The 13,937-nt window shown below is 47.0% G+C and carries 10 protein-coding genes; 4 read left to right on the top strand and 6 right to left on the bottom strand.

Annotated features, from left to right (window positions below; genetic code table 11):
- The first annotated feature begins 1 nt into the window (after position 1).
- The 4 genes from nuoL (at position 2) to ACJJIS_RS16950 (ending at position 5,508) form a co-directional block, all read left to right on the top strand.
- On the top strand, positions 2-1,840 hold the full coding sequence (gene nuoL / locus ACJJIS_RS16935; RefSeq protein ID WP_475708626.1) for an NADH-quinone oxidoreductase subunit L: 1,839 nt from the start codon (positions 2-4) through the stop codon (positions 1,838-1,840).
- The gene (gene nuoM, locus ACJJIS_RS16940; RefSeq protein WP_444906229.1) at positions 1,837-3,435 is read left to right on the top strand and encodes an NADH-quinone oxidoreductase subunit M; all 1,599 of its coding nucleotides are present in this window, start codon (positions 1,837-1,839) and stop codon (positions 3,433-3,435) included. The genes nuoL and nuoM overlap by 4 nt, the downstream gene beginning before the upstream one ends.
- Complete coding sequence (locus tag ACJJIS_RS16945; protein ID WP_475708627.1) at positions 3,432-4,976, top strand: NADH-quinone oxidoreductase subunit N; 1,545 nt, start codon at positions 3,432-3,434, stop codon at positions 4,974-4,976. Before nuoM ends, ACJJIS_RS16945 begins: the two co-directional genes overlap by 4 nt.
- Positions 4,977-5,049: 73 nt before the next feature.
- Positions 5,050-5,508, top strand: a complete 459-nt coding sequence (locus tag ACJJIS_RS16950; protein WP_475708628.1) for a hypothetical protein — start codon at positions 5,050-5,052, stop codon at positions 5,506-5,508.
- A gap of 106 nt (positions 5,509-5,614) precedes the next feature.
- Here ACJJIS_RS16950 and ACJJIS_RS16955 read toward each other — a convergent pair whose 3' ends face one another.
- From ACJJIS_RS16955 to ACJJIS_RS16980, 6 genes are all read right to left on the bottom strand, one after another.
- Positions 5,615-8,092, bottom strand: coding sequence for a TonB-dependent receptor plug domain-containing protein (locus ACJJIS_RS16955; RefSeq protein ID WP_444935059.1), 2,478 nt, complete (start codon positions 8,090-8,092; stop codon positions 5,615-5,617).
- 766 nt (positions 8,093-8,858) lie between these two features.
- A complete protein-coding gene (locus ACJJIS_RS16960) occupies positions 8,859-9,554 on the bottom strand; it encodes an aspartate/glutamate racemase family protein (RefSeq protein ID WP_475708629.1) in 696 nt (231 codons plus the stop codon).
- A 201-nt stretch (positions 9,555-9,755) separates the two neighbouring features.
- A complete protein-coding gene (locus tag ACJJIS_RS16965) occupies positions 9,756-10,577 on the bottom strand; it encodes an MBL fold metallo-hydrolase (protein WP_444935058.1) in 822 nt (273 codons plus the stop codon).
- Positions 10,578-10,743: 166 nt separating this feature from the next.
- Positions 10,744-11,247, bottom strand: a complete 504-nt coding sequence (locus ACJJIS_RS16970; RefSeq protein WP_475708630.1) for a protein disulfide oxidoreductase — start codon at positions 11,245-11,247, stop codon at positions 10,744-10,746.
- A gap of 15 nt (positions 11,248-11,262) precedes the next feature.
- A complete protein-coding gene (locus tag ACJJIS_RS16975; protein WP_444935056.1) occupies positions 11,263-11,889 on the bottom strand; it encodes a thioredoxin family protein in 627 nt (208 codons plus the stop codon).
- Between the two features lie 2 nt (positions 11,890-11,891).
- On the bottom strand, positions 11,892-13,922 hold the full coding sequence (locus tag ACJJIS_RS16980) for a protein-disulfide reductase DsbD family protein (protein WP_475708631.1): 2,031 nt from the start codon (positions 13,920-13,922) through the stop codon (positions 11,892-11,894).
- Positions 13,923-13,937: the final 15 nt, after the last annotated feature.

Raw genomic sequence — 13,937 nt, forward strand, 5'->3', positions numbered from 1 at the left:
TATGAACGGATCACTAGCCTGGATACCATTGCTTCCCTTTCTTGGTTTCCTGACCCTCATCAGCATTCCACTCTTTACACAAAAGGAGCCCTCACAAAAGTTAGTGAGCCTGATTGGGGTGGGCAGTGTGGGAATCGCAGCGATTCTGGTTTTTAACCTCGCACTCTCCACCTTTCTGGGCAACCCGGAATCGGTCGTCACGCTGTCAGTTTGGCAGTGGATGCGAGTATCTGACCTCCAACTCGGCTTCACCTTTCATGTGGACTGGCTAACCCTGGTAATGCTGATGATCATTACCGGAGTGGGCTTCCTTATTCACTTATACTCAGCCGGATATATGCGTGAAGATCCGGATTTCCGCCGCTACTTTTCCTACCTGAATCTATTTGTCTCTGCCATGTTAATTCTTGTAATGGCGGACAACCTGGTACTTCTCTATCTGGGATGGGAAGGCGTTGGTCTTTGTTCCTACTTGCTCATCGGCTTTTGGTATAAGGACCCCGCAAACGGCGCGGCCGCGCAGAAGGCATTTATCGTCACCCGTGTCGGCGATACTGCCATGGCGATCGGCTTGTTCCTGTTGTTCTTTGAGTTCTCAACACTAAATATACCGGAGCTCATCACAGCAGCAGGGAATCCCGGGGTCAATACTCAAATTGTCACTATCGCTATGCTGCTGTTACTGGGTGGCGCTGTGGGTAAGTCAGCTCAGATTCCACTCCAGACCTGGCTTCCCGATGCGATGGCAGGCCCCACTCCCGTCAGCGCCCTTATCCACGCTGCCACCATGGTGACGGCCGGGGTCTACTTGATCGCCCGCATGCACCCGCTTTATCAGCTGTCTGGAACCGCCATGACAGCTGTAGCCATTGTCGGCGCTCTGACTCTATTAATCTCCGGATTCAGTGCTATCGCACAAAGTGATATCAAACGGGTCCTGGCCTATTCAACCATCTCCCAGATTGGATATATGTTCCTGGCCCTGGGTGTGGGTGCCTGGTCAGGAGCCATCTTCCATTTGATGACCCACGCCTTCTTCAAGGCTCTGCTCTTCCTCTCCGCGGGGTCAGTAATCCTCAGCGTACATCACGAGCAGAATATCTTCGCCATGGGCGGCCTCTATCGCAAAATCCCCTTTACCTTTATCTGCTTTACCATCGGTTGCGCCTGCCTGGCAGCGCTCCCATTTACGTCCGGTTTCTACAGCAAAGATCATATTTTGCTCAGTGCCTATGAATACCATCAAGGAGTAAACCTGCTCTGGCTTGCCGGTCTATTGGGAGCGCTGGTCACAGGGGTTTATAGCTTCCGGGTTCTGTTTCTTGCATTTCTGGGCAGTGAGGGCAGCGCCTCCTCACACTGTAAAGACGCTAATAACACGGTGATGATGCTTCCCTTGGGCATCCTCGCTGTACTTGCCCTATTTGGTGGAATTCTCGCTCCGCCTCTCCAGGGAGTCTTTGGCACCCCAACCGATGAACACCATTCCTGGGTCATTGAAGCCATTGCCATTGCAATGCCTCTGATCGGCCTGTTTATCGCCTGGAAAATGTTCCTGTTCGAGAAAAAGGTTGGGGAGCAGCGCTCTCCACTAATGCAGTTTTGGTTTAAGGGATGGGGTTTTGACTGGGTCTATGACCGAGTCTTTGTAAGACCTTTTAAATTTATCACCGCCCTTAACCACAAAGATATTATCGACAGCATCTACAAGGGTACCGCTTCGCTGAGTGCACATCTAAATAACGCCCTCAGCTCTTCACAAAACGGCCAAATACGTTGGTACCTGGCCACCTTTGTAGCCGGATCAATTTTATTCCTAGCCCTGTTGGTGGCTCTATGACATTACTGGCAATAATTATAATTTTATTTGTTGGCGGAATATTAGCCTGGCTGGCAGAGAGACATCTCTATGAGGGTGGACGCTTAATCAGCCTGGTTTCCCTGATTATCGCATCCCTGCTCTTGATCAGCTATTTCCCCCAGGCAGAGTCCACAGCTGTTACAGGTGACAGTCAGTGGTGGGATAGCCTTTTGATATCGTGGATACCCAGGTTTGGGATCAGCTTCCATCTGGCGATTGATGGACTCAGCTTTCTTATGCTGCTACTGACAATGGGGATGGGAATCTTTGGGTTAGTAATGACCTGGAATGATGTCACCTTCCGGCGCGGCTTCTTTTATTTTAACTACCTGTGGACACTGGCCGGTATTGTCGGTGTGTTTACCGCTATCGACCTGTTTTTATTCTTTTTCTTCTGGGAAGTCATGCTGATTCCCATGCTGCTGTTGATTGCAGTTTGGGGCTATGAGGGCAGAGTCTACGCTGCGATAAAGTTCTTTATTTTCACCCAGGCAAGCAGCTTGTTAATGCTGATTGCCATCGTTGCCTTGGCATTTATCCACTATCGGAATAGCGGACAACTGACCTTTAACTATATGGATTTGTTGGGTGCTCAACTGTCTGCAACAGCAGCTTATTGGTTAATGCTCGGATTTTTTATTGCCTTTATCGTCAAGTTGCCAGCGCTGCCCTTCCATACCTGGTTACCTGACGCCCATACCCAGGCCCCTACTGCCGGCAGTATTCTGCTGGCGGCGATTCTGTTGAAAACAGGAGCCTATGGTTTATTGCGTTTTACACTGCCCTTATTCCCGGAGAGTTCACAAGCTTTTGCACCGGTTGCAATGACCATTGGAGCCATCAGTGTGGTCTACGGCGCATCGCTGGCATTCGCTCAGAAGGATATGAAAAGACTTGTGGCCTATTCCAGTGTGAGCCATATGGGATTTGTTCTATTGGGGCTCTACGCGCTGAATACTATCGCCCTGCAGGGCGCAGTGATGCAAATGATCGCCCACGGCTTGAGTACCGCTGCACTCTTCGCATTAGTAGGCGCACTACAGCATCGTCTCCATACCCGGGATATGAGCCAGCTCGGCGGTGTCTGGCCTCTTCTGCCAAAGCTATCCGCCGTTGCACTCTTCTTTGCCATTGCCTCGCTGGGACTGCCTGGGCTGGGTAATTTTGTTGCCGAATTCCTGGTGCTTGTTGGTAGCTTTAAAGCTAATCACTGGTTAACGGTTATTGCAGCAATTGGGCTTATTGGAGCAGCACTCTATGCACTATTGATGATGCAGCGTGTCTTCTTTGGCAAGTTTAATGACAAATTGAAACCAGCTACAGAGGGGAAAACTGTCAGTGATCTAAGCCTCAGGGAGATCTCTGCGCTTCTTTCACTGGCGGTGCTTCTCGTGATCTTCGGGCTCCGCCCCCAGCCTATCTTTGATATCGCCGAGCCTACGATTGCTAAATCAATGCAAAAATTTCAGGCCCCTGAAAATGAAGAAGTCGTCATAGAAAAGACAGGGCCGGAAACTTCAGCAAGCTTATCCTCTCCTACTGCTAAAAGCGCTAATACAGGTACATCTCTATGAGTGCCCAAGAACTATTTTCTATCCTACCGCTTTTACTGATTAGTGCCGGTATTGTAATTTTGCTGCTCCAAGTATCCTTCTGGAGAAATCATGCGGGCGCTCTGGTTACAACTCTTATCACTTTGGTAGCCGCTATCATTGCCTGTTTCTGGGTTGGAGCCACCCTATCGGGCAATAACGGGTCCATTCAAGTGACTGCCCTACTCTCGATTGACTACAACTCATTGTTCTTCTGTCTGCTGATATTAGTTACCGCCATAGCCGTCAGCGTTATGGGATACAACTACTTAAAACTTCGGTGTGACCTGAATAGAAATCCGGATAGCTATCCAGAAGAGTTTTATATACTACTTTTACTTGCCATTTTGGGAGCAAGCACCCTGGTATTTGCCAGCCACTTTGCCACCTTTTTCCTCGGTATAGAATTAATTAGCCTCGCACTTTATCCACTGTTGGGATTTGCGGTTACTGGCAATTTATCCTCAAGCAAAGATCAAGTAAATTCCCTGGAATCTGCCTTTAAATACTTAATCCTTTCAGCACTTTCTACCGCTCTCGGGCTATTCGGTATCGCATTAATTTATGCGGCGTCTGGGGCACTGGACTTTGGCAGTATCGCTACACGTATACAGGATCTTTCACAGACTTCTGCTCTTTTTGCAACTGGCGCCACTCTGCTGGTCATTTCTGTTGCTTTTAAGTTATCTCTGGTTCCATTTCATATCTGGACACCCGATGTATTCCAGGGCGCACCTACGCCTACGACGGCGTTGATCGCCACAGTGGGAAAAACAGCCGTAATTGCCTTCCTGTTGCGCTTCTTTAATACCTTAAATCTCTACCAGAGCCCTATTCTTATTGACTTACTGACAATCGCTGCCATAGCCAGCATGCTAATAGGAAATTTATTGGCCCTAATGCAAGAGAATATCAAAAGGCTGCTGGCCTACTCCTCAATCGGCCATATCGGCTACTTAATTGTGGCGTTTATCATCGGCAATAGCGCGTTTGGTACAGAGGCGGTTATTTATTATATGGTCGCCTATGTCATTACTACACTAGGAGCCTTTGCAATCGTTGGCCTGATAGCCGATTCAGTGGAGGCCGCCCAACTAACCAATGGAACAAATGTCAGTGACGTGACCGACAGTGCAGATGATCCCTATCACAGAGACTTTTATCGGGGATTACTCTGGCGTAGTCCATGGCTGGCGAGCTGTCTTGCTCTAATGCTGTTATCTCTGGCTGGAATTCCCTTAACTATTGGGTTTATTGGGAAGTTTTACGTCTTTACCGCAGGTGTTGAAGGAAAAATGTGGGCTCTTCTCGCTGGTGTGGTTATTGGTAGTGCATTGGGCCTCTTCTATTACCTTCGTCTTCTACTTACGATGGTACAAAGAGATGCCATTGACACTAGCAGTAACAGCGAAACGTTACAAATTACCACTTCAGGGCAGTTTTTAATCGCAACTCTCGCCGCCGTACTGGTTTTTTTCGGAATATTTCCACAGGTCCTTATTAACTGGATAAATGCTATATAAAGTAGAGAGCGAGTGCTGATGTAAAAATATTTTAAAGCCCAGGCAATAGCCTGGTCATCAGAGGGTACTTACTATGAAGACTTTCAAACAAGCATTTGAAGTCATCAAGGATGCTGAGAGATTTCACCTGGAAATGGCAGCTGTTTACGAGACCTTACTGGAAAAATCAGAGGACTACCGAACCCAATTGCTATTAAAACACATGCTTGAGCATGAGCAGAGAATGGCGAAAAACCTGCAGAACTACAATGATGTAGCGCAAAATAAGGTGATGAAGACATGGTTGCAATACACCCATGAAGAAAGTGCCAATGACTTTATTCGCCGCCTCAATCTGAGTGATCCACCGACAATTCGTGAAATTAATAATATGGGACGAGAGGTAGATCGCTATTTCTCAGAACTCTATCAGGCGGTGTATGGTGCAATTGAGTCGATGGAGGTGAAAGAGGTGTTTGAAGACCTAAAGCAAATACAAGATAAGGAAAGAATTACCTTATCTATGGCCACAAATTCACTGTGGGATATGTAAAAATCCCGCTACTTACAGCGGGATCTAATCGTCACATAATTCTGCAGTCGGCTAACCCGGTATTAAGAAACACCAGGTTAGCCAGCTACATAGCAACTAGAACTACTTAGAACTCATACTGCGCTCTTACGTAGTACAGAGCTCCATTGAATCCCATAGGTGCCGTTTCCGGATATTCCGCTCCAGCAACACCGGACCAGGGGTTTTTATCCGGGTAGTTGTTGAATACGTTTTCCGCACCGGCAATCAAGGTCATGGAATCATTGAAGTCATAAGCAGCCTCAATATCCACAGTCCATTCATCACCGGCATCAATGGGCAAGCTGTAATCGTCCAAATGTGCCTCCCAGTAGCTACCGTAGTAGTTGAGTCGCACTAAGCCGCGCCAGCTGTCACCACTATGGGTGACAGATGCATTACCGCGCACCTCTGGTAAGCCATCCTCCAGCTGCCTGATACGCATTTCATCCATGGTATCCGTACTGAAATCGGTAACTTCCGTTTCCGTCCAGTTGAAAGCCAGGTTGAAATCTGTCGCATCACCGAGTGGGTAAGTCGCCACCAGGTCAACACCCTGGGTTTGAGTATCGAAGTCATTGGTGTAGAAACGGAAATATTCAAGGGAATCAGCACCACTGATGCCATCCTGAACCAACTGATCCCGCTCTTCATCGGTCAGTTCCTGGTTAGCAGATTGAGTGATTCGATCTGTCACCTCGATGAGGAAGTAATCCAGGGTAATATCCCAATCACCTGCGGCAATAATTGTACCGAAAGTAAAGCTCTGAGACTCCTCTGGCTGCAGCTGCTTACCGCCTTTCAATACAGCAATGGGGTTGGTTGCCGGTATAGTTCCCCGGTTAGCCAATGCGCCATTGGTATAAGCCGTAGTGACATTGGTAATGTTGGACTGACCTGGTGTCGGAGCACGGAAACCGGTGCTCAGCGTAGAGCGCAGGGCAATCACATCGTTGATTGTATAGTGGGCTGACAATTTGAAATTGGAAGTATCTCCGAAATCAGAGAAGTCTTCCCAACGCAGTGCCGCACCTAATCGAAGAGCTTCGACGACTTCGAGTTCGAAGTCGGTGTAAAGTGCAATATTATCCCGGTCAAATGTGCCTACCACCTCAGGACCAAAACCAGAGAATCCATTCGAACCAATCAGGAAACCCTGCTCCGCCAGATCACCAACTTGCCAGGAGGCAGTATCACCCTGTTTGACCTCAAACTCTTCTTCACGCCATTCAAAGCCCGTGGCCATGAACAGAGGCATTCCGGCAAGTTCAATGCTCTTAGTCAAATCGATATTGAAGTTGTTTTCTTCCTGTATATAACCACCAGGGCTAAATCTGGTCGGGCTGTCAGGTCCGAGCGTGGCATTGACGGTGTTGTAGATTAAAAAGTCTACTTCGTTGTGACCGGTACTGGCACTTACGTCGTAGCCAATGCCATTTGCAAATTCACCACGAACACCAAATACTGCTGAGTAGTCCTCTAGCTCACCGCCAAAGCGCGGAGTAAATCCGCCTGGGAACATTTCGGTGTATGAGAAGCACTCATCACTAGACTGTGCTTCCTCATGGGTCATGCCAATACAATCATAGATACCATTGCTAGCATCCAGATCACCAATTAAGGGCTCATCATCAAGCGCATAAACGCCGGGACGAGTTTCCGGGTTCCGGAAGTAAAAGCCCCCATCTGTTTCGCGGCTGGCATAGTTACCAAAGGCATACAGCTCAGCAGTATCATTTAGCTCTATGGCACTGTTAACAAAGAACTTGGTGTCGTCATTAACTTCTGGCTGGCCCCAGATCTGCGCAGGATTGGCAACATAGGTATTGCCATCGGCGATCAACTGGGCTGCATCATCCCGCTGCACACTGCGGCTGGTAGAATCCTGCTCACGATACTCAAGGCTGACATTCACAAAACCAGAGTCTGTCAGAGGCAGGCCAAAATTCGCCGCTATCGTACTCTGATCACCATCACCTTCAGCGGTAGTAGCATACTTGGCTTCAACCGTGCCGCCCTCAGCTGCATCCTTTAACTGAAAGTTGATAACGCCGGCAATCGCATCGGAGCCATATTGGGCTGCGGCACCGTCACGCAGGACCTCAACCTGTTTCAGAGCAATCGCCGGAATTGCAGAGATATCTGGCCCCTGGGCACCATCTGAAACACCACTTCCGAGGAAGGAAATGACGGCAGCGCGATGGCGACGCTTACCATTTACCAGAACCAGTGTGCTATCGGGTGGCAGTCCACGCAGGTTTGCAGGGCGAACGATTGAGGCAGCATCAGAAATTGGCTTTGCATTAACGTTGTAGGATGGAACAACGTTTCTAAGCAGGTTACTGAGATCTCCATCACCCTGGTTTACAAATTCTTCTCCGGTCACGATATCGATGGGAGCGGAGGAATCTGTAGCGGAACGCCCTTCAACACGGGTACCGATTGTTATCACTTCCTCAAGGAGTGCATCTTCAGCAAAAGTGGGACTGCTTAATGCAGCAATCGAAGCTGCCAGCAGAGAGGGAGCGCCACAGGCCGTAAGCCAGCGCTTCTTTTTTTCATTCATAGGAGAAATACCCTGTTTTAGTTATCTCTTATTTTCTTCCGAGCCAAATCAACCAGCTTTCATTTAAACCAATTTGTGCGTTACAGCAAAAATAAATTGGCTAATTAAGGTAGTGCTCCAGGAGATCAATAAAAATTTTTTACGCACTTGAAAGCTCGCTTATGCAGAGGGAGGTTACCACCAATACATTCACTGCAAGAAGTGTGACAACCAGAGAAAATGCCAGAAAAACTACAATTTGCAAGAGCAAAAAAGGAAATTTAAAAATTAAGAACGACTAAAAATGTAAATACTGACAAAACTGCCAAAAATAAAATAAATATAATTAGATGATTAAATTAAATTTAATTACAAGAGGGAGCAAAATAGAGCGCACATACACAAGCAGGGTATATCCCAAATAATAACTTCTACAGAGGACAAATGAAACTTATTTGATGATTTGAGGTAAAAAAATAACCTTAGCCTACCGTAATAAACATGATAAATATCATTTCCACAAACAAATACTGTGAAGATATTTTATCTTGTTAGCTCTAACTCACAGACAAACATCCACAGAAAACCCACTTAACAAAAGAGGTTAATACTAAAAAACTAACGAATATGGGACAAGCAAACCTAACAAGAGTAGATTTGTGTTATAAAAAAACCACCCACTGATACGCTTCGAAGCTAGTAGAGTGGCTTTAATGGATGTCACAGTGGAGCATCAGTCTAACTTTTGGTTGACAAAGATATCTCTAAGTAAACCTAGCAACACTATTCAACAATCAAGTGCGAACTTTATTGCGGCTTGAGCGTGAATCTCTGTGGAGTTCATCAGGTGAGTAGAGGTATCCTCTTGCGAAAGCAACATGCAAATCTCTGTACACCCTAGGATCACACCTTCGGCACCTCGATTGGATAGCAAATCCACAATACGAATAAATTCCATTTTTGAACTGTTAAGGACTCTCCCCTTACAGAGCTCTTCGTAAATAACCCTGTGGACTATCTCTCTATCGCTAGGCTCCGGAATCAAAACCTCAATCCCATACTTTTCCTGCATATAGCCACGATAGAAATCTTGCTCCATAGTAAAAGCTGTCGCCAACAAGCCGACGGTCTTTATCCCTCTGTTCTTAAGTGCTTCAGCTGCAGCATCACCAATATGTAAAAAAGGTACATCAAGAGTCTCGATAATATCTCCAGCTACTTTATGCATAGTATTAGTGCACAATAAAATTCCCTCAGCACCGGCTTTTTCCAGGCATATTGCCGCCTCAACCAATAGCTTACCTGCCTGAGCCCAATCACCCTCCATTTGTAACCGTGCAATTTTTTCAAAATCGACGCTATAAAGTAGAATTTCGGCCGAGTGCAGCCCTCCTAACCTTTGAGCAATTCCTTCATTAATCAGGCGATAATAAATTGCCGTACTCTCCCAACTCATTCCACCCAAAAGGCCAATCTTCTTCATCTTCAAACTCACTTGATATCCCTTAATACATGTTGCGAATACTAACATGAGCGAATCGAAAGACTGACTGCAAATAAAAAGAGACCAAGAATACCGACAACTTATTTAGAAGTACCAATTTGTACTTTCTGTTTAAATTCGGCGCTCAATGCAAATTGCATACGGAAGCAATTTACTATTTTTCTTTTTTTTAGTGAGAAATCAATAATCAGATACTTCTGTAGGGTCAAAGCGCATGCAGGAGGCAATCAAGTTCCTCTTACTGAAATTAAAACCAGACACGACACTCATCATGTTTTCTCTTCCCAATAGCCGGTGGGTAATCTCACCAAGAGGCAAACCTTGCCGGTCCAAATCCCGTGCTTCAGTTGCAAGATTTAATAAATAATCATACTTGGCTTGCAAGCGAACTTTCCCTTTTTCCACAATCCCTCTATGAGGGCAAAATATAATATCAAAATCATAAGTGAGCACTTTTTTGATACTGTGCATTAAAATTGGAATACTTTCATCTTTACGCAACAGCTTTAACTTACTAGCTACATACAAATCAGCAGTGAATATCCACCCTCGATCCTGAACCAGATAACAGGTCATATCTTTAGCATGCCCAGGTGCGGGGATAACCACTACTTTTTCGCCGGAGAACCTTAAATCTTCCGGTAGTGGAGCAGCTTCTGCGCGCCCGGCCCTTCCCCAAATCAGCATCTGTATTGGAGGTATCCGAAAGCCTCTCTTTAGTATCTCTACTGTCGCCTTAGGGGCTCTTGGTTGAATACCGGTAAGCTTATAAATTGCACCGGCGTTACCACTATGATCTTCGTGGTGATGGGTGAGGACCAATTGCCGAAAAGGTTTATTTTTTACAAACCACTTGACGTATTTCCACTGGTTACTGGGGCCGGCATCGATAATAGTGTCACCCAACCGATATACAATAAAGGTTGTATTGATACCAAAATCGAAACGGCCGACCCTTTGCGCATCCAGATCTTGATAGTCAAAAGAATCAATAACCGACACGCCACTCTCCAGCGCAAGAGACAGACCTTTAAGGAATTATAGAAGCATATCTATAAGGGCAGCCCTCCCCGGCAATTAGGAAATTTTAACGCCAACCATCCCAGGCTCAGGGAAAGAGAGTTTGATATAAGCTTAAATACGACGCAGTGACCTTAATAGTGACAGACTACTTTGTCATCTTTAAGCGCAGCTGCAAACCCAACTTGGATGTGGCGCCAGTGGTGACCCAGGCAACACGCCCGCCAGTGTCGACAATCAGCAAGGTTGGCGTCACTTTCACGCCCCATTGGGCGCTTAAAACGCCATGTGGATCATTTAGAGAAGGAAAAGCAAGTTCGTGATTCCGCATATATTCGGTAACCACTTCTTCTGTACCAGACTGCATCGCAACACCAACAACCTGGTAATCCCGAGACAGGTCAGTCACAGCGGGGGAAACTATCCGGCAATAGGGGCACCAGGTTGCCCAAAAGTAAATTAATACTGGCCCTTTGGGGTACATTTGCTTTAGGTCAATAAGATTTCCCTGCAGCGATTGCCCCTCTAACTGAGGGGCCTGGTTCTCAGGGATATCTCTTTGGTGGAAATAACCCACGGCAGTAACCATTAGTACCGCCAAGGTGATAAATATCAACGCCTGAACCAGGTAGCTATAACGAGCTTTTTCCACCCCAAATAAACTCCTTTAGTACTTCACACTACACCCATAAGCCCGCGACGAGGACTTGGGCACAGCCAGTCCCTTCAGTGAAGCATCCAGTGCAGCAGAAACATAATTGTGTGAACTGCCTATAACCGCAGGATTGGCTGAGTCATTATCATCAATGGCTCCAGCATATACGACTTCCCCCTGAGGATTAATGATAAACATATGCGGAGTAGTTTTAGCCCCATAAGCACGCCCCATAACTCCAGAGGTATCCAGCAAGAAGGGTACGCTTGCGCCGAGATTATGACTCTGTGCAACTGCCATAGCCTGCTCTGGCTCCAAATAGCCCTGCTTTCCTTTAGCTGAAGAAATAACCGTGAGCCAATTTACTTTCTGTGCTGTATACCTTTTTTGAAGGGACTGCATATTACCACTGCCATAGTGTTTCCTGACATAGGGGCAATCTTTATTAAACCATTCAATAACCAACCATTGGCCTGTGTAATCGGAGAGATTGTGAGTTTTTCCCGCAGCATCCACTACTGAGAATTCTGGCGCTTTTTGTCCAGGAACGGCTGCTGCCAACACGACGCTCGGCAACATCAGGAATAAAAGCAAAACTCCTCTAAGTATCGAATTATTCACGTTGAAAAATAATTTCATAATTAACCATCCTCACTATTAACAGTTAAGTGCTTACTAAACAGTGCTGCAATTAAAGACTCTTGCAGCAGTGGTGGAAGTAACTCTGGTTTTTTCTCTCCTGCAGGATACCATGCATATACAGGTACAGAGTTCCTCCCTAAATCCTGCAAAGCTTGGGTAATTTCAGGGTTATAACGCGTCCAGTCGGCCCGAATAAGAAGCACGTTATTCTTTTTAAATAATGCTTGTACACTTGGGGTATCAAGCACCAGCTTTTTATTTACCTGGCAGGTAATACACCAGGCTGCGGTATAGTCAATAAATACAGGGCGCCCATTATCCAAGGCTTCCGTCAAAAGTGCCTTGTCATAACGATGCCAGTCATACGCCATTTCTGCAGGTTGCTCACCACCCTCCATACGGATTGCCGGTAGAGATATTAGCAAAATAGCAGCGACACAAATCAGACCCGCTGCTCCCCCCCTTTTGGAAAAATTTTTTACTAGCCAGATTGCAAGAGTAACAACGAGCAACAGGCTTGAACCGGCCAACCAACCAGAGTCCCCAGCTAGGCGCCCTAAAATCCATAGTAGCCATATCACCGTTGCGTAAAGCGGAAATGCCAGAAACTGACGCAACTTCTCCATCCATGGACCTGGAGCTGGCAGATGCCTCAGTATTACAGGACTTGCACACATCAAAATAAATGGCGCAGCGAGCCCTAAACCGAGGCATAAGAAGATGAGTAGAGCCTGAAGTGGAGGAATCACCACCGCTGCTCCCAGAGCTGCTCCCATAAATGGACCGGTACAGGGGGCGGCAACAAAGACAGCTAAAACACCGGTGGTAAAGGAGCCACGGCTACTGGAGCTAGCAAACCCCATTAATCGGTGCCCAAACTCAAAAAAGCCGCTAAAGGATAGGGCCATCAGCCAGAAGAGCATAATTAACCCAATTACCACAACCGGTGACTGAAGTTGAAAACCCCAGCCAACGGCCAACCCTCCCCAGCGTAGCGCCAATAAAGCAAGCCCCAAAGCAAGAAAAGTCACCATAATGCCGGCGCTATATAGGAAAGATTCACGCAAACGCTCGGCTGGGCGATTACCACCGTTAATCATTCCAAATAGCTTTATGGACAGCACCGGGAAAACACAGGGCATCAGATTCAATAGGATACCGGCAATAAATGCTGACAGAAGTAAAAGCCATATAGAGGTTGCACTCGTCTCAATTCCCTCTTGGGATAAGAGGGGGGCAGAGACTTTCCAGGCCCGGCTCGAGTCTGCAATCACAAAATCGCTGCTTTCACTAATCTCAGAGCCTGGCAAGCGCTTGAACTTGTAGAGGAGAGTTTCATCTTCGCGCTGAACTTCTGGCTCAGACGCAGAGTACAAGTCACCATTTACGGGGAAAATACTAGGTATTTCATCGCTACGATTCCCGCTGAGCTGCAAAGTAATATGCTCATTACCTCGCGCTGAAATGGATACTGGTTGCCACGGGCTCTCACCTTCTCCCCCTGGAAGCCTGTTGGCAAAGTAATTCCTTAACGCCAGATCTGTAGCTGACCAAGCCGCCTGCTCTGCAACCGGCCGTACAAGGCTCATAGTGGCAAAGCCCGGTATGCAATCCACTTTACAAACCAACCACTCCAGGTCCGCATGCAGGATGATCTCTTGCGTGCGCTTATCTGGGAGGAGCTGGAACAGGTAGGCAACATTCCCGGAGTACCCCAGGTTAGTAAGATGCTCTACCCGGAGGCGCGTTGGGAATGGCCATTCGATCGGCCCTAATAAAGCGCCCAGAGCCTCCATATCAAACCGTGGAGCCGCCCCTGAATCTCCAGCATTACGCCAATACACATGCCATCCAGGATCTACCTCAAAGTAGAATCCAACCGTCTCTCTCATTCCTTGGCGAAATGTATCAGGTGCCAGCCAACGCACCTTGACGTGATCACCAGATGCCGTCTCCTGTGCTACAGGGAGACCCACAACCAACAGTAACGTTAAACAGCAGATGTTGATCAGCGTGGTCTTTATTTTCAATGTGATTCTCCTTCT

The sequence above is a fragment of the Microbulbifer maximicatervae (SeqCode) genome, assembly GCF_056231245.1.

Coding starts and splice junctions, on each gene's coding strand:
- nuoL (WP_475708626.1), top strand. CDS start 2: ATGAACGGATCACTAGCCTGGATACCATTGCTTCCCTTTCTTGGTTTC.
- nuoM (WP_444906229.1), top strand. CDS start 1,837: ATGACATTACTGGCAATAATTATAATTTTATTTGTTGGCGGAATATTA.
- ACJJIS_RS16945 (WP_475708627.1), top strand. CDS start 3,432: ATGAGTGCCCAAGAACTATTTTCTATCCTACCGCTTTTACTGATTAGT.
- ACJJIS_RS16950 (WP_475708628.1), top strand. CDS start 5,050: ATGAAGACTTTCAAACAAGCATTTGAAGTCATCAAGGATGCTGAGAGA.
- ACJJIS_RS16955 (WP_444935059.1), bottom strand. CDS start 8,092: ATGAATGAAAAAAAGAAGCGCTGGCTTACGGCCTGTGGCGCTCCCTCT.
- ACJJIS_RS16960 (WP_475708629.1), bottom strand. CDS start 9,554: ATGAAGAAGATTGGCCTTTTGGGTGGAATGAGTTGGGAGAGTACGGCA.
- ACJJIS_RS16975 (WP_444935056.1), bottom strand. CDS start 11,889: ATGAAATTATTTTTCAACGTGAATAATTCGATACTTAGAGGAGTTTTG.